Source organism: Allobosea sp. FG18 (assembly GCF_057809495.1).
Map to the genome: position 1 here is coordinate 268,257 of NZ_JBMDKB010000003.1, position 22,597 is coordinate 290,853.

The following is a 22,597-nucleotide window of genomic DNA, read 5'->3' on the forward strand; positions in this document are numbered from 1 at the left end:
TGTGCGCTGCTCGTGCGTGATTCGTTCTGGTGGCAATATAGGGTGACAGGAGCCGAATTGCGCCCCCTTCTCGGAAAGCTTGATGGTGTCATCCCGGGCGTAGCGAAGCGTAGACCCGGGATCCATGCCTGAGCCTTTCCGGTTGGGTTCCGGAATGGATACCGGATCGGCGCCGCTTCGCGGCTTGTCCGGGATGACGGCGGAGAAGGATCGGAGGATTGGCAATGGCGGATCATGCAACCCGGCCCGACTGGGAAGTCGCCAATCAGGTGCCGGTGCTGGCGGATTACGATGCCTTCGCTGCCGATCCGGTACTGCCCGGCATCGCCGCGGCGTTCGGTGCCGATTGGGCGCGCGAGCGCTTGCATGAGGCCGGGCGGACGGTCGGCTCGGCGCGGGTGCAGGAGCTGGCTTATCTCGCCAACCGCTACACGCCCGAGCTGAAGGCCTTCGACCGCTTCGGCAACCGCATCGACGAGATCGCCTTCCATCCCGCCTGGCACGAATTGATGGGGCTCGCCATCGGTCAGGAGACGCATGCGCTGGCCTGGAACCGGCCGGAACCCGGCGCGCAGGTCGCGCGGGCCGCCTTGCAGTATCTCTGGTACGGCGCGGAGAGCGGCATCTGCTGCCCGATCAGCATGACCTATGCCGCCGTGCCGGTGCTGAAGCAGGACACGGCGCTGTGGAGGCAGTGGGGCTCGCTCGTCACTTCGAACCGCTACGATCCGCGGCAGGGGCCGGCGCATCTCAAGACCGGCGCGACCGTCGGCACGGCGATGACCGAGACGCAGGGCGGCTCGGATTTGCGCCAGACCCAGACCTATGCCGAGGACAACCGCGACGGCACTTGGTCGCTGAACGGGCAAAAGTGGTTCTTCTCGGTGCCGCATTCCGACCTGTTCCTGACGCTGGCGCGGACGGCCGAGGGCATCTCCTGCTTCGCCGTGCCGGGCTGGCTGCCGGACGGATCGCGCAACGGCGTCGCGATCCAGCGGCTCAAGGACAAGGTCGGAAATCGTTCGAATGCCTCTTCCGAGGTCGAATTCAGGGGCGCCATCGGCCATCTGGTCGGCGAGCCGGGCAGGGGCATCCGCACAGGCCTATCGATGAACCACAACTCGCGGCTCGACATCGCGGCGGCATCCTCCGGGTTGATGCGGATGGCGGTGTCGCTCGCGGCGCATCATGCGCAGCATCGCCGCGCCTTCCAGAAGGCGCTGATCGACCAGCCGATCATGCAGAACGTGCTGGCGGACCTAGCCATCGAGGCGGAAGCGGCCGTCTGGCTCGCCTTTCGGCTGTTCGCGGCGCTCGACCGGCAGGAGGCGTCCGAAAGCGAGCGGCTGCTGGCGCGGGTCGGGGCGCCGATCGCGAAATACTGGATCACGCGGCGCGCGCCGGCCGTCGTCACCGAGGCGCTGGAATGCCATGGCGGCAACGGCTTCATCGAAGAGAATCCGATGGCGCGGCTCTACAGGGAGGCGCCGCTCAACGCGATCTGGGAAGGCTCGGGCAACGTCATCTGCCTGGACGTGCTGCGATCGCTGGCGCGAGAGGAGGGGGCGGTCGATGTGCTGCGGGGCGAACTGATGGCGGCTGCGGGCGCGGACAGGCGTTACGATGCGGCGCTGAAGCGGCTGGAGGCGGAGTTGCCGGAACTGATGCGCAACGAGGGGCAGGCGCGGCGGTTGACGGAGCGGCTGGCGCTGATGTTGCAGGGCTCGCTGCTGTTGCGGTTCGCGCCGGCTTTTGTGGCGGATGCCTTTATCGCCACGCGGCTTGGCGATGGCTGGTCAGGTCAGTTCGGCGATCTGCCGCTAAGCGTCGATGCGGCGGCATTGGCGCGGCGGGCGGTGCCCGCTGTCTCGTAGGGCGCTTTCGTCATGCTCGCCCTTGTGGCGAGCATCCATGTCTTGAACACGGCCTTCGACGGGGGAAGACGTGGATGGTCGGGACAAGCCCGACCATGACGAAAAGGCAGGTCTGCTAGGCTTCCGGCTCGAACGTCATCGCCTCGCCGTTGATGCAGTAGCGCAGGCCGGTGGGCGGCGGGCCGTCCGGGAAGACATGGCCGAGATGGCCGCCGCAATTGGCGCAATGGACCTCGACGCGGTGCATGCCGAAGCTGCGGTCCTCGGTGGTGCCGACAGCGCCCTCAAGCGGCTGGTCGAAGCTCGGCCAGCCGGTGCCGCTCTCGAATTTCTTGCCTGATCTGAACAGCTTCTGGTCGCAGCCGGCGCAGGAGAAGGTGCCGGCGCGCTTCTCGTAATTCAGCGCGCAGGAGCCCGCCCGCTCGGTGCCGTGGCCGCGCAGGATGCGGTACTGCTCGGGCGTCAGACGCGCGCGCCACTCGGCGTCGGTGAGCTGGAAGGGGAAGTTCTCCTCCTGCTTCTTCTCGGCTCCGAACATGCTCATCAGATCCATTACGATCTCCTTCCTGGCGGGAGCGCCTCATCGGCTTTCGAGCCGCCAATATGGGGCTTCGCGCCCAAGATTTCAGCCCTGCTGATCTCCGGTCGTTTCACGATGCCGTGGCAATCGCGGCAGCATCGTCACCGGACCGTCACGCGACTCCTCTAGCAGCCCGGCCACCCGCAAAGGGAGGAAAACCGGTGACGGAACAGGCGACGCAAACGGCACGCGCGGCCCGCCGCATGACGAGTTCGGGCTTGGGACAGGCCGTCCGGCGCAGCAAGACGCTCTCCAAGGCCGGCATGCTGGAATGGCTGTTTGCCCGCGCCTTCTCGGGGCTGGTCTATCCGCAGATCTGGGAAGACCCGGTCGTCGACATGGCGGCGCTTCAGCTCAAGGCCGGCGACCACGTCGTCGCGATCGCGTCCGGTTCCTGCAACATCCTCTCGTATCTGACGGCGGCGCCGATCCGGGTCAGCGCGGTCGATCTCAATGCCACCCATATCGCGCTTGGGCGGCTCAAACTTGCGGCGCTGGCGCGGATGGAGCGGCAGGAGGATTTCCTGCGCTTCTTCGGCCGGGCGAAGGATGGCGCCAATGTCGCGCTCTACGATCGCGAGATCGCCGATCATCTCGACGCTGTCTCGCGCGGCTACTGGGAGGGGCGGGGGCTGAACGGGCGGCGCCGGATCAATCTCTTCGCTCGGGGATTCCACCGCTACGGCCTGCTCGGCCGGTTCATCGGTACAGGTCATGTTCTGGCGCGATTGCTCGGCGGCAATCCCAAGGCGATGCTGGCGGCCCGCGACCTGGCCGAACAGCGGACGCTCTATGACAGGCATCTCGCGCCGGTCTTCGAACGCAAGCTGGTGCGCTGGCTCGTGCGCCAGCCGGCCTCGCTCTACGGGCTCGGCATTCCGCCGGCGCAGTACAAGGCGCTGGCCGCCGATGGCGATGACGGCATCTTGGGTGCGCTGAAGCTCCGGCTGGAGCGTCTCGCCTGCGATTTCGACCTGAAGGACAACTACTTCGCCCAGCAGGCCTTCGGCCGGCGCTATGGCGACGGGCCGGACGCGGCCTTCCCGCCCTATCTCCAGAAGCAGCATTTCGCGGCGGTGAAGGCGCGCTCGCCGAATGTTTCGTACCGCCAGAGCGCGGTCACTGCCTTCCTCGAAGACCAGCCGGCCGAGAGCTGCGATGCCTATGTGCTGCTCGACGCGCAGGACTGGATGAATGATGCCGATCTCACGGCGCTGTGGTCGCAGATCACACGGACGGCGCGGCCCGGTGCGCGGGTGATCTTCCGCACGGCAGCCGACGAGCGCTTGCTGCCGGGACGAGTGCCGGCCGCGATTCTCGACCAGTGGCATTACGAGGAGGAGAAGAGCCGCGAGCTCTGCCGGCAGGATCGCTCGGCGATCTATGGCGGATTCCACCTTTATGTCCTGAAGGGGCAGGCGCGGTGAGCGCGGCCGAGGCGCCGGCCGGATCGGCCGCCGGATTGATGGACCGGATCTACCGGAACCAGCGCCATATCTACGACGCCAGCCGCAAGTTCTATCTGCTCGGCCGGGACCAGCTCATCGACGGTCTGCAGCCGCCGGCCGGCGGGAGCGTACTGGAGATCGGCTGCGGCACCGGGCGCAATCTGATCCGGATCGCGCAGCGCTATCCGGAGTGCGCCTGCCATGGACTCGACGTCTCCAGCGCGATGCTCGCGACGGCGCAGGGCTCGGTGGCGAAGGCGGGTTTGGAGCAACGGATCTGGCTCGCGCAGGCCGATGCGACCAACTTCGATCCCCAAATCCTGTTCGGCCGCGCCGGCTTCGACCGGATCGTGATCTCCTATGCGCTCTCGATGATCCCGCCCTGGCAGGGCGTCGTCGCCGAGGCGCTGCGCCGGCTTAATCCCGGCGGTTCGCTGCATATCGTCGATTTCGGCGATCAGGCCGGGTTGCCGGCTCCGTTCAAGGCGGTGCTGTTGCGCTGGCTCGCGCTGTTTCATGTCACGCCGCGCGAGGATTTGTCACGTATCGTACTTGCCATGGCCGAAGCGGCCGGGATCGATTGCCGGATCGGCGCGCCCTATCGCGGTTATGCGGTGCATGCGGTGGCGACGCGGCGCCGGCGCGCTCCGTAGCGTCGCACCGGCGGAGCGCCTATGCTGGCGGCGATGGATGCCGCCGACGCCCCGCCCGATCAGAGCCGCTTCGAAGCCCTGCGGAGCCGCCTGCGCCAGCTCTATCACGGCCGTTCGCCGTCGGCGCTGCGCTTCCAGGCGGTGACGACGGTCGTCGATCTCCTGATCATCGCGTTCTTCATCCTGACGCCGTTGCTCAGAGAGAACGCAGCCTTTCTCTGGATCGACTATTCCGTCGCGGTGATCATGATCGCCGAGATCGCGGCGCGGCTGCTCGCCTCGTCCAACATGCTCAGGCTGCTGCGCCAGCCGACCATGCTGCTCGATCTCTTCATCCTGTTGACGCTGCTCGCGCCGCAATGGCTGGAGAATTTCGGCTTCCTGCGCATCCTCAGGCTGTGGTCGCTCTCGCATAAGGGCATCGTCTGGGCGCAGTTCCGCGAAACCCGCTTACGCGAATGGGAAAGCGTCGTCCGCGCGCTGAGCAACATCGCGACCTTCCTCTTTGTGGTCACGGGTTTCGTCTACACCTTCTTCTTCCGGCACGAGGGTGGCTTGGAGAGCTATGTCCAGGCGCTCTATTTCACCGTCGCGACGGTGACCACGACCGGTTTCGGCGACGTGACTCTGCCCGGTGTCGCCGGCAAGCTGACCTCGATCGTGGTCATGATCGTCGGGATCACGCTGTTCGTGCGGCTGGCGCAGGCGCTGTTCCGCCCGAACAAGGTGCTGTTTCCCTGTCCCGAATGCGCCTTGCAGCGGCACGAGCCGGATGCGGTCTATTGCAAGGCCTGCGGGCACAAGCTGAAGATTCCCGACAACGGTCCCTGATACGGCGATCGCTCAGTGCCGGGTTTCGATCGCCGTCTCGGTCTCGCGTTCCTCGGCGGTCTCATCGACCCGGATGGCGGACTTCCTGGGCATGCCGATGATGCGGCCGATCGTGGCCGGGAGGGGCATCATGCTGTGGGCGGCCTTCATCAGGGCAATATTCGCGAGGATGTCGGCCGGGAAGGGCGTGACCTTGCGATGGACCATGTCGACATGCAGCGACAGGTTCTCGCTGGTCGCCGCGAGCCAGCCCTCGTTGGCGTGCCGCATCTCCAGGTAATAATGCAGGCGCTTATCGTCGAAGGCGATGAGCTGCGCGGTGATGCGCACGGTATCGCCCTCGGTCAATTCGCGCTTGTAGAGGATATGGCACTCCGCCGCAAAGGTGGAGGCGTGGCGCGTCTCGACATAGTCGCGGGTGAGGCCGACCAGCGAGAAGACCTCGTCGACCGCGCGGTCGAACAGCACATGGTAATAGGCCATGTTGAGATGGCCGTTATAGTCGATCCATTGCGGCTCGACCCGCATCGCCGACGAGACGAAGGGCGCGAAGAACAGCGCCGGGGCGCGCGTCTCGTGTTTCATGTTCGCCTCCCTGGCAGGCGCCTCGTTCAAGGGCCGGCGGCGTTATTGCCGCTGCCCATTTCGTCGTCGCATGATTTAGTATGCATCGCTCGCAAGCGGCGTCAGCATCTTGGGCCAGCCAGTATGGCAGGACGATGTCGAAGCGTAACCAATTGCGAAACCGATCTGTTCGAAGTCTAGAGGCTGGTAGGGGCTGTGGGAAGGATTTGATGAGGTCAAAACGGCAGAGATGGGAGGAGCATTGCGCCGCCGATACCACTGGTATCGGCAAGCGATGCGACGCTGCAGCCCTACCGTTTTCACCTCACCCGAAGGGCGCGGCGCTTTTGAGCGACTGCTTTGTCGTTCTTCGTAGCAAGCCGAAAGGCTTGCGTCCTCGAACTCCTTGCATTCGCTCAAAATCGCCAGCGTCAAATCCATCCCACAGTCCCTACCAGCCTCTAAGTGCCAAACCCGGATGTTGACAATGAGCCAGCCTGCCGCCGCTCCTCATGACAGCCCTGTCCCTGCCGCAGTGCTGCCGCCCTCGCCGGAGGCGATCGCGGCGGTGACGCAGGCCTTGGCCGCCAGCTTCGGCAACCGGCTGGTCACCAGCCTCGCCGTGCGCCAGCAGCACGGCCACACGCTGACCTGGATCCCGAACCAGCCGCCGGATGCAGTGGTGTTTCCGCAGAGCACGGCGGAAGTCTCCGAGATCGTGAAGCTCTGCGCGGCCCATGGCGTTCCGGTTATCGCTTTTGGCACAGGCACTTCGCTGGAGGGGCATGTCAACGCGCCCTTCGGCGGCGTCTCGATCGACCTGTCGCAGATGAAGCGGATCATCGCGGTTCATGCCGAGGATCTCGACGTCGTCGTCGAGGCCGGCGTTACCCGCAAGGAGCTCAACGAGCATCTGCGCGACCAGGGCCTGATGTTCCCGATCGATCCCGGTGCCGATGCTTCGATCGGCGGCATGGCGGCGACGCGCGCCTCGGGTACCAATGCTGTCCGCTATGGGACGATGAAAGACAACGTTCTGGCGCTGACCGCGGTGATGGCTGACGGCTCGGTCGTCAGGACCTCGACACGCGCCCGCAAGACCTCGGCCGGTTATGACCTCACCCGCCTGCTGGTGGGCTCGGAAGGCACGCTCGGCATCATCACCGAGGTGACGCTGAAGCTGCACGGCATCCCGGAAGCGATCGCCGCCGGCGTCTGCCCGTTCCCATCGGTGAAGGCGGCCTGCGACGCGACCATCCTGACGATCCAGACCGGCCTGCCGGTGGCCCGCATCGAACTGCTCGACGACGTGATGATCCGCGGCGTCAACCTCCACGCCAAGCTCGGTCTGCCGGAGACGACGATGCTCTTCGTCGAGTTCCACGGCACGGAAGCCGGCGTGAAGGAACAATCCGAGCGCTTCGGCGAGATCGCGGCCGAGTTCGGTGGCGGCCCGTTCGACTGGGCGACCAAGGCCGAGGACCGTTCCAAGCTTTGGCAGGCGCGCCATGACGCCTATTGGGCGGCCAAGGCGTTGCGCCCCGGCTTCGACTCGGTCGCGACCGATGTCTGCGTGCCGATCTCGCAACTGGCCGAGTGCGTCGAGGAGACCAAGCGCGACATCGAGGCTTCCGGCCTGATCGCGCCGATCGCCGGCCATGTCGGCGACGGCAATTTCCATACGCAGCCGCTGGTCGATCTTGCCGACACGGCCGAGGTCGAGCGGGCTCAAGCCTTCATCGACCGGCTGGTGAAGCGCGCGCTCGCCATGGGCGGCACCTGCACCGGCGAGCACGGCGTCGGCCAGAAGAAGATCAAGTATCTCGAGCAGGAGCACGGCGCCGAGGCGCTCGCGGTGATGCGCCTGCTGAAACGGTCTCTCGATCCGCGCAATATCCTCAACCCCGGAAAAATCGTCGCCCTGTGACGCCATTGCGGCTTGCGCCATTCGCCTGCTTTGCCGAAATGTCGTGATCTCGCCGCGACTTGCGGGCAGGATGGGGGAGGCGCCGGTACGGACCGTCATTGTGCTCGCAATGACGCTCAAAGCCGGCACCGCTCTACCATCACGACAGGGGCAGGCAGCGGAATTTGCGTGAGAGTCTGACAGTTCTGGCCGGCCTGCTGGTGTTGGCGCTGCTGGCGGCCCTGATCGGTCCCGGCTTCGTCGACTGGCGCGCTTATCGCCCGCAGATCGAGGCGCGGTTGAGCGAGGGTCTCGGCGTCGAGACGCGGATCGGCGGCGCGATCGGCCTGCGACTGTTGCCTTCGCCGCGCATCGCGCTTGAGGACGTGCGGATCGGGCCGGTTGACGGCACGGCGAGCTCTGCCAGCGCCGAGCATGCGACCGTGGAGCTGGCACTGGCGGCGCTGGCGCGCGGCGAGTTCCGCTTCTCGGAAGCGCGGCTCGAGGGCGCTGCGATCTCGCTTTCGCTGGACGAGGCGGGCGTGATCCGCATGCCCGAGCGCAGCGGCACGGGCATTCCGGCCGGGGCGAGCCTCGACCGGCTGACGATCAGCCGCTCGACCATGATCTGGCGCGAGGCCGGGAAACCCGCGGTCATGCTCTCGCCGATCGCGGCCGAGATGTCGGCGGTGAGCCTTGCCGGCCCCTGGCGCTTCGAGGGTGAGGTGGCAGGCGCGTCGCTACGCGTCACCACCGGTGAAATGGAGGCCGATGGCAGGCTCAGGACGAAGGCTTATCTCACCGGCGAGGATCTGCAGCTCGGTTTTGACGGTGCCCTGTTGTTCCCGAAGGGTGTCGAGGGCGTGGGCGCCGAGCTCGACGGTGCCTTCAATCTCTCGCCGGGCGGCGCCGTCGCGCTGACCGGGCGCGTCAAGGGCGGCAGCCAGAAGCTCGACCTTTCCGGGCTCATGCTCGATCTCGCAGGCGGCGCGGCGCGGCTGGAAGGTGACGGGCAATACCTGCCCGGCACCGGCAAGGGTTCGCTGGCGCTGCGGGCGCGCCGGCTCGATGCCGATGCGCTGATGACGGCGCTGGCCGAGCGGCAGGGTTTCGAACGCGCGTTGCAGGGGCTGCCCGGCGCTTTCGACGTCAACCTCGACCTCGACCAGTTGATCTGGCGCGGCGAAGATTTCTCGGCGCTGGCCCTGCGCGGGCATCTGCATGACGGAGGCTTGAGCGAGGCTTCCGCTTCGGTGCGCGTCGCCGGGGCTCTGCTCGGCGCGAGCGGCAATCTCGATGGGAATGGGGTCTCGGGACGGCTCAATCTCAAGGCCGACGATGCGCGGCGCGTCGGGCTGGTGCTGGCGCGGGCGGGGCTCGATCCGGCGCTGGCCGATTTCATCGCGCGGCTCGGGCGGATCGATGCCGATATCGTCGGCGCCTGGACGGGCACCGGCGGCCGGTTCCAGCGCCTGCTGGTTGCGGGCTCGTCGGGCATGCGCCTCGATGCCTCCGGGGAGATCGCGCCGAACCGGATCGCTGCCAAGGCGGCTGTGAACGGGCTCTCGCTCGATACCCTCCCGCCGGGTAACAGCTTCTCAAACCTGCTTCGACAGCGCGACGTGGCGCTGGATCTCGCGCTCACCAATCTGCGCTTCCGCAACGCGCCGCCGGGCTCGGCCAATCTCGATCTCCGGCGCGAGGGCGATGTCTGGCGGCTGAGCCGACTTTCGGTCGATGGCTTCGGCGGCGTCGCCGTCACGGGCGCCGGTGCGTTGCTGGCGGAGGGCGGTGAGATTTCCGGCCGCGTCCGTGCGCCGCGCTTCGAGGCATTGACGGCGCTGGCCGGGCCGCTGCTGCCGGAGACCGCGATCCAGGCGCTCCAGCGCGTTGGCGAAGGCCTCGCACGGCTCGATACCGGCTTCCGATTGACGCGCGCGACCACGGGCGAGACCAGCCTGTCGGCCGAAGGCACGGCGGCTGCGGGCAAGCTGAAGCTCGACGGGCGGCTCGACCGAGCCGGCAGCTGGAGCGGGGCCGCACTGGCCTTCGAGCTCAGCGACCGGCGGCAGGCTTTCGCGGCCTTGGGGCTGCCGTTGCCGCAGCAGGGCGGGGCGGGACGCTTCAATCTTGCGCTGGACCGGGGCAAGGCGACAGGCTCGCTCGCCGGGCAGGGGCTCTCGATCGTCGTCGAAGATGGCGGGCAGGGCCCCCGGCTGACCATGCAGGCGGATGGGCCGGGGCAGATCCTCGCCGAGGGACCGGCCCGACTGCTGCCCGACGGCGTGATCGACGCGTCCGCGCGGCTGGGCATCGCCGAGGACGCGATCCGGCTCGACGATATCGCCGCCCATCTCGGCGGCATGGCGGTGAATGGCGCGCTGCTGCTGCCGCGCGAGGGGCGCTCCTCCGGGCGCATCGCAGTTCCCGCCGCCGATCTGCGGCCGCTGATGGGCGCGGCGCTCGGGCTGGCGGCGGTGACCCCGAATGCCCTCTGGTCGACAGCACGCTTCGGGCGCGTGGCGGGTTTTCCCGATTTCGACATCGCCGTGGAGGCAGGGACGCTTGCCGCCTTTGATGGCGGGCCGGTCCGCAATGCCAGCTTCACCCTGCGCTCGGACCAGGACGGGCTGAGGATCGACGATATCCGCGGCAGCTATGGCGGCGGGCAGATCGGCGGGCGGCTCGGCCTGCGCCGCGATGGCGGATTGGCCCAGCTCAATGGGCGGCTCGGCCTGATGGCCGTCGATCTCGGCGAGATGACCAGGGGCGCAGTCGGCGGCAAGGCCTCGGGGCAGATCGAGTTCGGTGGTTCGGGCGAGACGCCGGCGCGCCTGGTCGCTGGCCTGAGCGGTGCAGGCAGCCTCGCGCTCACCGGCACGCGCCTCGCCCGCTTCGACCCCAGCGCCTATGCACGGATCATCGCCGGCACCGGGGAGGATGCGTCCGAGAGCGACGCATCGCGTCTGCAGGATCGCCTCAGCGAGGCGCTGGACAGAGATGCCTGGGCGCTTGGCGACGTGACGCTGCCGTTCACGCTGGCCGGCGGTTTGATCCGGCTCCAGCCCTTTGCCTTCGAGCGCAACGGCTTGCGCGCCGAGGCCAGTGGCATCCTCGACCTGCGCGCGCTGACCGCCGATCTCAGGCTCGGCCTGAAGCCGCTCGGCGCCCTGCCGAAGGGCTGGCCCGGGGATGCGCCGCAGATCGGCATCGCCTGGCGGGGGCCTTTGTCGAACCTCCGGCGCGAGAGCGATGTCAGCGCGTTGTCGAACACGGTGGCGGCGCGGGCATTGGCGCGCGAGATCGAGCGTGTCGAGGCTTTCGAGGCGGATGCGCGCGAGCGGGCGCTGCATGCGCGGCGCCTGCGGGCGGAGCGCGAGACGCGCGAGAACGAGCGCAAGCTCGCCGAGTTCCTGAAGGCGCAGGAGGAAGCCCGCCTGGCAGAGGAGAAGCGTCAGGAAGAAGTGCGGCGCCTGGAGGAGCAGCGGCGGCAGGCCGAAGAGAAGCGCGCCGAGGAAATCCGGCGCATCGAGCAGGCGCGGGCGGAACTCGAAGCGCGCCGACGGGCGGAAGCCGAGGAGCGCGCCCGTGCCGCAGCCGAGCGGGCGGCGGCGCAACAACCGGCCGCGCCGCAGGCTCAGCCGCAGCCCGGCCCGCTTGTCCTGCCGGGAGCGCCGCTCAGCAGCTCACCGGAAGGCGCCGTGCAGCCTCCGACCGGCGGCGTCGCGCCGCTGCCGCAGCCACGCAGCACGCCGGCGCGTTGAGATGCTGATTCAGCCGCGTCGCGGCCTGTTTTCGGGATTAGTGGCAAGTTATTGAATAGGTACGGTTTTTGGGTCGCGGCGTGGTCGTTGCAGGTCATGCCGGTTCCGCACGAAGACCCCCCTTGTCATTCCGGGGCGCGACGTAGGCGCGAACCCGGAACCCACGACTGGGTGAGACAGCTCATTCCTCGTTGCAGGCGGCTCGCCCGGTCGAGGGTTCCGGGTTCTTCGCTGTGCGAAGCCCCGGAATGACAAAGATGGTTCCGATCGGGAGCAGGCCGACCGTTGACCGCACCGCCTACGAGCTCCCGGCTATCTTGCGGTAATGCGCGAGCGCGTGGAGCCGCAGCGCGGAGGAGAGGTTCAATTCGCCCCGGCCGGAATCCACGTCGGCGACAAGAGCGGCGATCGGGCGGTTCTCGCTCGCCGCGATCTCCTTCAGGGCTTCCCAGAAGGGCGCTTCCAGCGAGATGCTGGTGCGGTGGCCGGCGATGCTGAGCGAGCGCTTGCGCTCGGGTCTCATGCCGGCTCCGGCTCGTCGTCGCGGTCGAGCTTGTGGCCGTCGATATGACGGGCTGCCTTGTCGCGCTCAGCTTCGGTCAGCTTGCGCTCGGCCTTGGTCCGGCCGAACGAGATGCGGTTCTGCTCGGCCGTCTTCTCGGCCTGCGCCCGCGCCTTCTGCTTGCGGACCTGGCGGAGGTTGATGATCTCGGCCACTGGACCTGCCTTGCGTCAGTGCGGGCCGAGCATCAGCTCGGGCTTGACCGTGGCGTCGAAGAGCTCGGCATCGACACCGGCCTTCAGGGCTTCCTGGCGCAAGGTCATGCCGTTGTGATGCGCGGCCTTGGCGATGCCGGCGGCCTTGTCGTAGCCGATGGCTGGGGCCAGCGCCGTCACCAGCATGAGCGAGCGCGAGAGTAGCTCCTGGAGCTGCGCTTCGTTGGCCTCGATGCCCTCGACACAGTTGACCCGGAAGCTATCCGCCGCGTCGGCGAGGAGCCGCACCGACTGGAGGAAGGCTGCGGCGATCACCGGCTTGAAGACGTTGAGTTCGAAATGGCCCTGGCTGGCGGCGAAGCCCACCGTCGCCTGGTTGCCGTGGACCTGGGTCGCGACCATGGTCAGCGCCTCGGCCTGGGTCGGATTGACCTTGCCCGGCATGATCGAGGAGCCCGGCTCGTTTTCCGGCAGGCTGATCTCGCCCAGCCCTGAGCGCGGGCCGGAGCCCATCAGGCGGATGTCGTTGGCGATCTTGAACAGGTCAGAGGCGAGCGCGGCCAGCGCGCCATGGGCGGCGGCGAGCGCGCCATGGCTCGCCAGCGCCTCGAACTTGTTCTCGGCGCTGCGGAAGGGCAGGCCGGTCAGCGTCGCGGCTTCCTTGGCGAAGAAGGCGGCGAAGTCGGGATGGGTGTTGAGGCCGGTGCCGACGGCGGTGCCGCCCTGCGCCAGCGCATAGAGCCCGCCGAGCGAGGCTTCGATCCGGCCGATGCCGAGATGAAGCTGCATCGCATAGCCGGAGAATTCCTGGCCGAGCGTGACCGGGGTCGCGTCCTGGAGATGGGTGCGGCCGATCTTGACGAGATGCTTGAAGGCCTCGGCCTTGGCGTTCAGCGCCTTTTCGAGGCCGCGCAGCGCCGGCAGCAGGCGCCGAGTGATCTCCAGCACCGCGGCGATATGCATCGCGGTCGGGAAGCAATCGTTCGAGGACTGGCCGCGATTGACGTGGTCGTTGGGATGGACCGGGCTCTTGGCGCCGAGACCGGCGCCGAGCAGTTCATTGGCGCGGTTGGCCAGAACCTCGTTGGCATTCATGTTGGACTGGGTGCCCGAGCCGGTCTGCCAGATCACCAGCGGGAAATGCCCGTCGAACTTGCCGGCGAGCGCCTCGTCCGCCGCATGGGCGATGGCGCCGGCGATGCGCTGGTCGAGCAGGCCGAGCCTGGCGTTGACATGGGCCGCGGCCTTCTTGACCAGCACCAGTGCATGGACCAGCGGCAGCGGCATGCGCTCGCTCTCGCCGCCGATCTTGAAGTTCTCGAGGGAGCGCTGCGTCTGCGCGCCCCAGTAGCGATCCGCCGGCACCGCGATCGGGCCGAAGGAATCGGTTTCGGTGCGCGTCTCGGTCATGGCGTCCGCCGTCAGGGCTTCTTGCGGAAGGAATCGAGGCTGACCACTTCGGCACCGCCCCGGCTGTCCTCGCCTTCGGCAGCGGGTTCCGCTTTCGCGGATGCGGCAGCAGGCTCGGCGGCAGGTGCCTTGCCCTTGGCGGCCGGAAGCGCTGCCGGCACGATCTTCGCCGGCGTCGGCGGCGCCTCGGCGGGCTCCGCGTCCTGGGAAGCGGCATCCTCGGCCTGATCCTGCGCCTCGAATTTCAGGCCGAACTGGACGGAGGGGTCGAAGAAGGTCGAGATCGCATCGAAGGGCACGAGCAGCCGCTCCGGAACGCCGGAGAAGGACAGGCCGACCTCGAAGGAGTGCTCGCCGACGCTGAGATCCCAGAACTGGTGCTGCAGGACGATCGTCATCTCTTCGGGATGCTTCTCGCGCAGGCGCTGCGACAGGCGCACGCCCGGTGCACCCGTGCGGAAGGTCACGTAGAAATGGTGCTCGCCCGGCAGTCCGTCGCGCGCGGCCTCCGTCAGGATCTTGCGGACCACGCCCTTCAGCGCGTCCTGAACCATGAGGTCGTAACGAAGAACATCCTTGGACATCGAGTCGTGGTTTCCGCTTGTTGCGTTCCGGCGGGAACAGCCGGCAGGCCGTCAGAGAAAGAAGTGGAGGCTTCTGTTGCCAGGCGCCTCCGAGCCCCGCCTTACGCGGCTAAGCGCAAGGGCTTTGGTTTGGGAACCAGCACCGCTTACGCGGCGACGGCGACCCGAGCATTGTTGTCGTTGGCAACTATGCAATGGCCCGATAACGGCGGAACCATGCCGAGCAAAAGGATAACCTTTACACCCTCGTCGATCCTATTTCGCCCCCGCCAAAGCCCTGCGGGTTCGCCGCAAGGCCGCCTGCCTGAGCAGGGCTTTGGTGGAGGCGCCGGGTACCGCCCCCGGGTCCGAAAGGCTTATTTCGAGATCCGTTTATCGCCATAGCCGTTCTTGCGAGCGGCACTTGCGAATATAGGGAAGGCCGGGGCGTTGGGAAAGGGTTCTCATTTGTTTTCGACAAAGACTGCGGCTTTGCTGCCTCAATCGAGAATACGTCCATTCCTGATGTCGATTTCGAGGCTCATTTCGTCGTCCTCGGCGGTGCGCCCCGCGACCTCCCAGCGATCGTCGTAGCGGACGATCTCCTCGACATGGACGAGGCCGGCGCTCCAGGCGATGTCGCGCGCCTGACGTTCCGAGATCGTCACATTGGCATAGGTCTCTTCGCCATGCGCCGACAGCGCGATCAGGGCGTTGAAAGCGAGCGCCACCAGCAGGCGGCCGGTTACGTTCAGGGTCGGCATATCGACTATCCCCACGAATCAAGCGCGCGATGAATGGCGCCGATTGGGGCGGGTTTGCGGAGAAGCCATCTCACGGATCGTCGCGTTTGCGTGAGGTGGCAAGGCTCCCGCCATGGATTGGCAGGGGCTTCCGCAAACGCTGGGGATGCCTGCCGGCCGGGCCGGGCCAAGCGGATCGCGAGCCGCTATAGTCGCGCGCCTTCCAGAGAGTCGCCATGCGCCAGTATCACGACCTGCTCCAACGCGTCCTGACCGAGGGCGTCCGCAAGGACGACCGCACCGGCACCGGCACGCTCGCCGTCTTCGGCCATCAGATGCGCTTCGACCTGTCGGAAGGATTCCCTCTGGTCACGACCAAGAAGCTGCACCTGAAATCGATCATCCACGAGCTGATCTGGTTCCTGCGCGGCGACACCAATGTGCGCTATCTCCAGGAGAACGGCGTCACGATCTGGGACGAATGGGCCGATGCGAATGGCGATCTCGGCCCGGTCTATGGCCGGCAGTGGCGTTCCTGGGCGGCGCCCGACGGGCAGGTGATCGACCAGATCGCCTGGCTGGTGAACGAGATCCGCCGCAATCCGGATTCGCGCCGGCTAATCGTCTCGGCCTGGAACCCGGCCGATATCCCGAAGATGGCGCTGGCGCCCTGCCACTGCCTGTTCCAGTTCTTCGTGGCCAACGGGAAGCTGTCCTGCCAGCTCTACCAGCGCTCGGCCGACGTCTTCCTCGGCGTGCCCTTCAACATCGCGAGCTACGCGCTGCTGACCCATATGGTCGCGCAGGTGACGGGTCTTGGCGTCGGCGAGTTCGTGCATTCCTTCGGCGACACTCACCTCTATGTGAACCATCTCGATCAGACGCGGCTCCAGCTTTCGCGCGAGCCGCGCGCGCTGCCGAAGCTCACGCTCAATCCGGCGGTGACGCGGCTGGAAGATTTCCAGTTCGCGGACGTCACGATTACCGATTACGACCCGCATCCCGGCATCAAGGCTCCGATCGCAGTATGACCCTCACCATCCGCTCCGCCCGTCCCGGTGAGGCCGGGCTCGTGCTCGCCTTCATCCGCGAACTCGCCGAATACGAGAAGCTGCTGCACGAGGTCGTCGCGACCGAGGCCGAGATCGAGGCCGCGCTGTTCGGCGAGAATCCGAAGACCTTCTGCGACATTGCCGAATGGGATGGCGAGCCGGTGGGCTTCGCGGTGTGGTTCTACACCTATTCGACCTTTTCGGGCCGGCACGGCATCTGGCTGGAAGACCTGTTCGTGCGGCCGGACCAGCGCGGGCGCGGCATCGGCAAGGCGCTGATCGCCGGGCTGGCGCGGCGCTGTGTCGCGGAGGAGCTGCCGCGCCTTGCCTGGTGGGTGCTCAACTGGAACGAGCCGTCGCGGGTCTTCTACCGGGCGCTCGGCGCCACGGCGCAGGACGAGTGGACGGTGAAGCGGCTGGAAGGCCAGGCGCTGGCGAAGCTCGGCGCGGAGGGCTGAGCCGATGCCGTCTCTTCCGGTCGTCCTCGTCGCAGCCATCGCCGATAACGGCGTGATCGGCGACGACAACAAGCTGATCTGGCGGCTCAGGACCGACATGCAGCGCTTTCGCCGGCTGACGACCGGCTGCCCCATCATCATGGGGCGCAAGACCTATTTTTCGATCGGCAAGCCGTTGCCCGGGCGCCAGACGGTGGTGTTGACGCGGGATCGTGAATTTCGCGCCGAGGGCGTCCATGTCGCCCATGAGGTGGCGGAAGCATTGACGCTGGCGCAAGGGCTCGGCCGGGAGATGGGCGCCCATGCGGTCATCATCGGCGGCGGTACTGAAATCTACGCGCAGATGCTGCCGCTTGCCGACCGGCTCGAACTCACCATGGTCCATGCGCAGCCGGCCGGCGACGCTGTTTTCCCGCATTGGGAGAAGGATGCCTTCGTCGAGACGGCGCGGGAAAGCCACGCTGCCGACGCCGATAACGACCATCCTTATACCTTCGTCACCTATGGCCGACGCGGCTGATCGCCGCTTTCCGTTCACGATGAATGGCTTGCGCCGTTGACGAATCCATGGCCCATGACCAAGTCAGCCCAGCGCCTTCGACCGAAGGCGCTGACAAGCGGCCGTCATTTGCTTATGGCTTGGCCTCGATAGAACGAAAGGGAACGGCTCGCGAATGCCTTGGAGCAATCAGAGCGGCGGTGGCAGCGGCGGGGGAGGTCCCTGGGGTCAGCGCGGAGGTAGCGGCGGCGGCGGTCCCTGGGGCGGCGGTTCAGGCGGGGGCGGCGGCAACGGCAATCCGCCCGATCTCGAGGAGATCCTGCGGCGCAGCCAGGACCGGCTGAAGAATCTTGTGCCGGGCGGCAATATCGGTGGGCGCGGCCTGTTTCTCGGCCTTCTCGCGCTGATCCTGATCTGGCTTGGCTCCGGCATTTATTTCGTGCGGCCCAACGAGGTCGGCCTTAATCTTCGCTTCGGCCGGTTCATCGGCAAGACCGGCGAGGGACCGAACTGGAACTGGCCCTATCCGGTCGGCAGCGTGGTCAAGCCGCAGGTGACGAACGTCATCACCACCGAGGTCGGTTTCCGGACGGTGGAATCGGTGCGCACCTCGCGCCAGACCGACGTCATCGAGGAGAGCCTGATGCTCACCGGTGACGAGAACATCGTCGATATCGATTTCATCGTGCAGTGGCAGATCGACCCGGCCGCGCCCGAGAACTACGTCTTCAACATCCAGGATCCGCCGGGCACGGTGAAGGCCGTGGCCGAGAGCGCGATGCGTGAGATCATCGGCCGCCGCAATATCCAGCCGGTGCTGACGACAGACCGCGGCGCGATCGAGGCCGAGGTGCGCCAGCTGATGCAGGAGACGCTCAACGGCTACAATGCCGGCGTGCGCATCAGCCTCGTCCAGCTCCAGAAGGTCGATCCGCCGCAGCAGGTCATCGACGCCTTCCGCGACGTCCAGGCGGCCCGCGCCGACCAGGAACGCCTGCGCAACGAGGCGCAGACCTATGCCAACCGCGTCGTGCCCGAGGCACGCGGCCGGGCGGCGCAGCTGACGCAGGCGGCCGAAGCCTTCAAGGAGCAGACCGTTGCCGAGGCGCGCGGTCAGGCGAGCCGCTTCAACGCAGTCTACGAGCAATACAAGAACGCTCCGGGCGTGACGCGCGAGCGTCTCTTCCTGGAGACGATGGAACGCGTGATGGGCGGGACGGACAAGATTATCCTCGACTCGACCGGCAACGGGCAGGGCGTCGTGCCTTACCTGCCGCTCGACCAGCTCCAGCAACGGCGCCCGGGTCCGGGCCAGCAGGGAGGGGCTCAGCGATGAACTCTCCCGTCCTGCGCGGCGTGCTCTTCTTCGCCGCCGTCATCATTGCCGTGGTGCTCTATGCCTCGACCTTTGTGGTCTCGCAGACGCAGTCGGCGATCGTGCTGCAGTTCGGTCGCGTCCGGACCGTCGCGACCCAGCCGGGGCTGTACTTCAAGCTGCCGGCGCCCTTCGAGACGGTGACGATCCTCGACAACCGCATCCTCGACCTCGACCTGCCGGCGCAGGAAATCATCGCCTCGGACCAGAAGCGTCTCGTGGTCGATGCCTTCACGCGCTACCGCATCTCGGACCCGCTGCGCTTCTACCAGGCGGTCAACAACATCCCGCGGGCGAACTCGCAGCTCGCCTCGATCGTGAACGGCAACGTTCGCTCGGTGCTGGCGGAAGCGAGCTTCACGGCGATGGTTCGCACCGAGCGCTCGCGCCTGATGAACCGCATCCGCGACGACGTGAACCGGGAGGCGGCCCGCTTCGGCATGACCGTCGTCGATGTCCGGTTGCGGCGTGTCGATCTGCCGGCGGCGAACTCGGCGGCGGTGTTCCAGCGCATGCAGACGGAGCGCCAGCGCGAGGCAGCGGAAGCCCGCGCGCTCGGCGGCCAGCAGTCGCAGGAGATCCGCGCCCGGGCCGACAGGGACTCGACCGTGATCGTGGCGGAGGCGCAGCAGCACGCCGACGAGATCCGCGGCGCGGGCGAGGCGGAGCGCAACAAGGTCTTCGCCGAGGTCTTCGGCAAGGATCCGGAGTTCTTCTCCTTCTACCGCTCGATGCAGGCCTATGAAGCCAGCATCAAGCCGGGGGACACGCGGATGGTTCTGTCGCCGGATTCGCCGTTCTTCCGGTATTTCAACGGCCCGAACGCGCAGCGTCAGGACGGCCAGGCGGGCGCTTCGGCGACACCTGCGCAGCCTGCGCCGGCACGGCCCTGATCATGGCGAGCGACGCGGATGCTTGATTTCGTCGCGGCGCTCGGCCTGGTCTTCGCTATCGAGGGCATTCTCTTCGCTGCGGTTCCGCATCTGGCGAAGGATGCCTTGCGGAGCGCGGCGGAAACGCCGCCGGACCGGATGCGGCTCATCGGCCTCGGCTCGGCGGTGCTGGGCGTGATCCTGGTCTGGGTCGCGCGCGGCGTCTGGTAGAAGCGGGGGCGGCCACGCGATCGTGTTCGATGACATGATCGTGCGTCGCCCTTCCGCCGCATTTCGGAGTTCAATCATCGGGCGCGTCCGCCTGCCTTGCGGCACCGGGGGCGCCCGCCTTTCATCGATCGGCCCGCATTCTTCCGAACATGAGGACCCCTATGGCATCGAACACCCTTTCCGCAGCCAGGCCTGTCCGCATCGCTCTCGCTGCCGGCGTCGCCGGCCTCGCGCTGCTGGCCTCGCCCGTGCTGGCGCCGGGGCATGCGCAGGCCAATACGCCGCTCCTCCAGGGGCAGACCTCGCTTGCCGACCTCGTCGACAAGGTCATGCCGGCGGTGGTCAACATCGCGGCCGTCACCACCAACGACCAGAAGGGCCGCAACCTGCCGCAACTGCCGCAGCTCGGCCCCGACACGCCCTTCGGCGACCTGTTCGAGGAATTCTTCAACCGCCGCAACCAGCAGGGCGAGCGCCAGGCGCCGCAGCAGCGCCGTTCGCAATCGGCCGGCTCCGGCTTCGTGGTCGACCCCTCGGGCATCGTGGTCACCAACAACCACGTCATCGGCGACGCCAACGAGATCACGGTGATCTTCAATGACGGCCTGCGCCTCAAGGCCGAGGTGATCGGCAAGGACAGCAAGGTCGATCTCGCCGTGCTGCGCGTGAAGCACGATAAGCCGTTGCCGGCGGTCAAGTTCGGCGACTCCGACAAGATGCGGATCGGCGATCCGGTGATGGCGATCGGCAACCCGTTCGGCCTCGGCGGCTCGGTCTCGTCGGGCATCGTCTCGGCCCGCAACCGCGACATCAGCCAGGGTCCGTACGACACCTATATCCAGACCGACGCGGCCATCAACAAGGGCAACTCGGGCGGCCCGCTGTTCAACATGGCCGGCGAGGTCATCGGCATCAACACGGCGATCCTGTCGCCGACGGGCGGCTCGGTCGGCATCGGCTTTGCCGTGCCCTCGACGCTGGCGACCAACATCGTCGACCAGCTGAAGGAATTCGGCGAGACCCGTCGCGGCTGGCTCGGCGTGCGCATCCAGACCGTCGATGACGCCACCGCCGAGGCGCTTGGCCTCGGCACGGCGCGGGGCGCGCTCGTCGCCGGCATCGACGAGAAGGGCCCGGCCAAGCCGGCGGGGCTCGAAACCGGTGACGTAATCGTCAAGTTCGACGGCAAGGACGTGAAGGATTCGCGCGACCTGCCGCGCATCGTCGCGGCGACGCCGGTCGGCAAGGACGTACCGCTTGTGGTGATCCGCAAGGGCAAGGAAGAGACCAAGACGGTCAAGCTCGGCCGCCTCGAGGATGGCGAAAAGGTCCAGTCGGCCTCGGCGAACAAGCCGACGGCGGAGCCGGCCAAGCCGGCGGTGACGAGCGCGCTCGGCCTCGAGTTCTCGCCGCAGACGGACGAACTCCGGAAGCGCTACTCGATCAAGGACGGCCTCAAGGGCGTGGTCATCACCAAGGTCGATGCCAACTCGAACGCGGCCGACAAGCGCATCCTCGTCGGCGAGCTGATCGTCGAGGTCGGCCAGGAGCCGGTCAACACGCCGCAGGACGTGACCAAGCGACTCGAGGCTCTGAAGAAGGAGGGCAAGAAGTCGGCCCTCCTGCTCGTCTCGAACGGTCAGGGCGAGGTCCGCTTCGTCGCCGTCTCGATGAACTGAGACCGGTGATATCTGTAGAATATGAAGGGCGGTCCGGTCGGGCCGCCCTTTTTCATGTTCTGTCCGCAGAGCGGTGGCGAGGCGCGCGCGCTGGCGCAGGCAGGCCGAACGCAGCTAGAGCTTGGCGACGGCGCCCGGAGAGACCGAGATGAAGCTTAGCGACATTCCCTTCGTCACCACCGACTGGGCGACGATCCCCATGGAGCGCCATGCCGGCGACAGCGGCGAGGCGACCTGGCGCGTCCAGTATTTCGGCCCCGAGGGCAACCGCATCCGGGTGCGGATGGTCGAGTACTCACCGGGCTATGTCGCCGATCACTGGTGCTCGAAGGGGCACATCATCCTGTGCCTGGAAGGCGAGATGGAGACCACGCTGGCCGACGGGCGCGTGCTGCCGCTGAAGGCAGGCATGAGCTATCAGGTCGCGGACAATGCCGAGGCGCACCGCTCCGCGACGAAGACCGGCGCGAAGCTCTTCATCGTCGACTGATCAGCCCCGGACGATCTCGCCGCCGGTATAGCCCTGGGCGTAGAGCAGGGCGGTGAGGTCGGCATGGTCGAGCCGGGCGTCGGCCGCTGCCGCCACCGCCGGCTTGGCGCGGAAGGCCGCGCCAAGCCCGGCTTCGCCGAGCATGGCGAGGTCGTTGGCGCCGTCGCCGACGGCCATGGTCTGCGCGGGGGCGAGCTTGAAGCGGGCGCGCAATTCGACGAGCGCGTCGAGCTTGGCCTGCTTGCCGAGAATGGGATCGGCGACCGTGCCGTTCAGGATGCCGTCGCTGGCGATCAGCGTGTTCGAGCGGTGCTCGTCGAAGCCGATGGTCTGGCCGATCGGGCCGGTGAAGACGGTGAAGCCGCCGGAGACGAGCGCGGTGTAGCCGCCATTCGCCCGTATCGTCTGGACGAGTTCACGCCCGCCCGGCGTCAGCGTGATGCGGTCGCGGATGATCTCGCCGACGACGGAGAGCGGTACGCCCTTCAGTAGGGCGACGCGTTCGCGCAAAGCCGGCTCGAAATCGATCTCGCCGCGCATGGCGCGCTCGGTGATGGCGGCGACATGCTCCTTCAGGCCGACGAAGGCGGCGAGCTCGTCGATGCATTCCTGGCCGATCATCGTCGAATCCATGTCGGCGAGGAACAGCGCCTTGCGACGGGTGGCCGCCGGCTGGACGATGACGTCGATCGCGGCGCCTTCAAGTTCGGCGCGGATCCCGGCTTCGAGCTTGCGTGCGTCGGCCGCTTCCGCGAAGAGGTCGGCAGCGATCGCGCCGTCGAGCACGGTCGTGCCGGTGATGCCGGGCACGGTGCGGGCAAGGCGGGCGAGCAGGGCTTCGCCGACCAGCGCCTGGCCGTGGGCGGATACGAGTGTGGCGACGAGCAT

Annotated in this window: 23 protein-coding genes and 1 other RNA gene; 14 read left to right on the forward strand and 10 right to left on the reverse strand. The window is 67.3% G+C overall.

Going from position 1 to position 22,597, the window contains the following annotated elements; genetic code table 11:
- Positions 1-224: 224 nt before the first annotated feature.
- Positions 225-1,874: an acyl-CoA dehydrogenase family protein gene (locus ACODTJ_RS05365; RefSeq protein ID WP_454656174.1), complete on the forward strand. Its 1,650-nt coding sequence runs from the start codon at positions 225-227 to the stop codon at positions 1,872-1,874.
- Positions 1,875-1,989: 115 nt separating this feature from the next.
- Here ACODTJ_RS05365 and msrB read toward each other — a convergent pair whose 3' ends face one another.
- Complete coding sequence (msrB, locus tag ACODTJ_RS05370; protein WP_454658966.1) at positions 1,990-2,418, reverse strand: peptide-methionine (R)-S-oxide reductase MsrB; 429 nt, start codon at positions 2,416-2,418, stop codon at positions 1,990-1,992.
- A 239-nt stretch (positions 2,419-2,657) separates the two neighbouring features.
- On the opposite strand from msrB, the gene ACODTJ_RS05375 reads away from it, so the two are divergent.
- Genes ACODTJ_RS05375 through ACODTJ_RS05385 form a run of 3 tightly spaced genes read left to right on the forward strand, consistent with a single transcriptional unit; the run spans position 2,658 to position 5,386 of the window.
- On the forward strand, positions 2,658-3,881 hold the full coding sequence (locus tag ACODTJ_RS05375; protein ID WP_454656175.1) for a BtaA family protein: 1,224 nt from the start codon (positions 2,658-2,660) through the stop codon (positions 3,879-3,881).
- A gap of 38 nt (positions 3,882-3,919) precedes the next feature.
- Positions 3,920-4,555 (forward strand): class I SAM-dependent methyltransferase, encoded by a 636-nt coding sequence (locus tag ACODTJ_RS05380; protein ID WP_488847846.1) that lies wholly within the window; start codon positions 3,920-3,922, stop codon positions 4,553-4,555.
- A 21-nt stretch (positions 4,556-4,576) separates the two neighbouring features.
- A complete protein-coding gene (locus ACODTJ_RS05385; protein ID WP_454656176.1) occupies positions 4,577-5,386 on the forward strand; it encodes a potassium channel family protein in 810 nt (269 codons plus the stop codon).
- A 12-nt stretch (positions 5,387-5,398) separates the two neighbouring features.
- Here the strand turns inward: ACODTJ_RS05385 and ACODTJ_RS05390 are convergent, their stop codons facing one another.
- A complete protein-coding gene (locus ACODTJ_RS05390) occupies positions 5,399-5,971 on the reverse strand; it encodes a thioesterase family protein (protein WP_454656177.1) in 573 nt (190 codons plus the stop codon).
- A gap of 75 nt (positions 5,972-6,046) precedes the next feature.
- Positions 6,047-6,391, reverse strand: coding sequence for a hypothetical protein (locus tag ACODTJ_RS05395; protein ID WP_454656178.1), 345 nt, complete (start codon positions 6,389-6,391; stop codon positions 6,047-6,049).
- A gap of 46 nt (positions 6,392-6,437) precedes the next feature.
- Here ACODTJ_RS05395 and ACODTJ_RS05400 point away from each other — a divergent pair, with 46 nt between their 5' ends.
- Together ACODTJ_RS05400 and ACODTJ_RS05405 are read left to right on the forward strand one after the other, a co-directional pair.
- Positions 6,438-7,877, forward strand: a complete 1,440-nt coding sequence (locus ACODTJ_RS05400) for an FAD-binding oxidoreductase (protein ID WP_454656179.1) — start codon at positions 6,438-6,440, stop codon at positions 7,875-7,877.
- Between the two features lie 164 nt (positions 7,878-8,041).
- Entirely contained in the window at positions 8,042-11,620 is a 3,579-nt protein-coding gene (locus tag ACODTJ_RS05405) for an AsmA family protein (protein ID WP_454656180.1), read from the forward strand.
- Positions 11,621-11,918: 298 nt separating this feature from the next.
- Here the strand turns inward: ACODTJ_RS05405 and ACODTJ_RS05410 are convergent, their stop codons facing one another.
- From ACODTJ_RS05410 to ACODTJ_RS05435, 6 genes are all read right to left on the reverse strand, one after another.
- A complete protein-coding gene (locus tag ACODTJ_RS05410; protein ID WP_454656181.1) occupies positions 11,919-12,143 on the reverse strand; it encodes a ribbon-helix-helix domain-containing protein in 225 nt (74 codons plus the stop codon).
- Positions 12,140-12,337 (reverse strand): DUF4169 family protein, encoded by a 198-nt coding sequence (locus ACODTJ_RS05415; RefSeq protein WP_454656182.1) that lies wholly within the window; start codon positions 12,335-12,337, stop codon positions 12,140-12,142. The genes ACODTJ_RS05410 and ACODTJ_RS05415 overlap by 4 nt, the downstream gene beginning before the upstream one ends.
- 15 nt (positions 12,338-12,352) lie before the next feature.
- Entirely contained in the window at positions 12,353-13,747 is a 1,395-nt protein-coding gene (gene fumC, locus ACODTJ_RS05420; RefSeq protein WP_488847793.1) for a class II fumarate hydratase, read from the reverse strand.
- 11 nt (positions 13,748-13,758) lie between these two features.
- The gene (locus ACODTJ_RS05425; protein ID WP_454656184.1) at positions 13,759-14,331 is read right to left on the reverse strand and encodes an SspB family protein; all 573 of its coding nucleotides are present in this window, start codon (positions 14,329-14,331) and stop codon (positions 13,759-13,761) included.
- A 62-nt stretch (positions 14,332-14,393) separates the two neighbouring features.
- Positions 14,394-14,772, reverse strand: a transfer-messenger RNA (tmRNA) gene (gene ssrA, locus ACODTJ_RS05430).
- A gap of 38 nt (positions 14,773-14,810) precedes the next feature.
- Positions 14,811-15,074, reverse strand: a complete 264-nt coding sequence (locus ACODTJ_RS05435) for a hypothetical protein (protein ID WP_454656185.1) — start codon at positions 15,072-15,074, stop codon at positions 14,811-14,813.
- A gap of 215 nt (positions 15,075-15,289) precedes the next feature.
- Between ACODTJ_RS05435 and ACODTJ_RS05440 the strand changes: the two genes are divergently transcribed.
- The 8 genes from ACODTJ_RS05440 (at position 15,290) to ACODTJ_RS05475 (ending at position 21,709) form a co-directional block, all read left to right on the forward strand.
- Positions 15,290-16,084, forward strand: coding sequence for a thymidylate synthase (locus ACODTJ_RS05440; protein WP_488847798.1), 795 nt, complete (start codon positions 15,290-15,292; stop codon positions 16,082-16,084).
- Positions 16,081-16,563, forward strand: a complete 483-nt coding sequence (locus ACODTJ_RS05445) for a GNAT family N-acetyltransferase (RefSeq protein ID WP_454656241.1) — start codon at positions 16,081-16,083, stop codon at positions 16,561-16,563. Before ACODTJ_RS05440 ends, ACODTJ_RS05445 begins: the two co-directional genes overlap by 4 nt.
- 4 nt (positions 16,564-16,567) lie before the next feature.
- Complete coding sequence (locus ACODTJ_RS05450; protein WP_454656242.1) at positions 16,568-17,083, forward strand: dihydrofolate reductase; 516 nt, start codon at positions 16,568-16,570, stop codon at positions 17,081-17,083.
- A gap of 154 nt (positions 17,084-17,237) precedes the next feature.
- Positions 17,238-18,398: an FtsH protease activity modulator HflK gene (hflK, locus tag ACODTJ_RS05455; RefSeq protein WP_454656243.1), complete on the forward strand. Its 1,161-nt coding sequence runs from the start codon at positions 17,238-17,240 to the stop codon at positions 18,396-18,398.
- Positions 18,395-19,330 (forward strand): protease modulator HflC, encoded by a 936-nt coding sequence (gene hflC / locus ACODTJ_RS05460; protein ID WP_454656244.1) that lies wholly within the window; start codon positions 18,395-18,397, stop codon positions 19,328-19,330. The genes hflK and hflC overlap by 4 nt, the downstream gene beginning before the upstream one ends.
- Before the next feature lie 18 nt (positions 19,331-19,348).
- Positions 19,349-19,540 carry a DUF2065 domain-containing protein gene (locus ACODTJ_RS05465; protein ID WP_454656245.1) on the forward strand — a complete coding sequence of 64 codons (192 nt, stop codon included), beginning with the start codon at positions 19,349-19,351 and terminating at the stop codon, positions 19,538-19,540.
- Positions 19,541-19,701: 161 nt separating this feature from the next.
- Positions 19,702-21,219, forward strand: a complete 1,518-nt coding sequence (locus ACODTJ_RS05470) for a DegQ family serine endoprotease (protein ID WP_454656246.1) — start codon at positions 19,702-19,704, stop codon at positions 21,217-21,219.
- A gap of 148 nt (positions 21,220-21,367) precedes the next feature.
- The gene (locus tag ACODTJ_RS05475) at positions 21,368-21,709 is read left to right on the forward strand and encodes a DHCW motif cupin fold protein (RefSeq protein ID WP_454656247.1); all 342 of its coding nucleotides are present in this window, start codon (positions 21,368-21,370) and stop codon (positions 21,707-21,709) included.
- On the opposite strand, the gene serB is transcribed toward ACODTJ_RS05475, so the two are convergent.
- Complete coding sequence (gene serB, locus ACODTJ_RS05480; protein ID WP_454656248.1) at positions 21,710-22,597, reverse strand: phosphoserine phosphatase SerB; 888 nt, start codon at positions 22,595-22,597, stop codon at positions 21,710-21,712.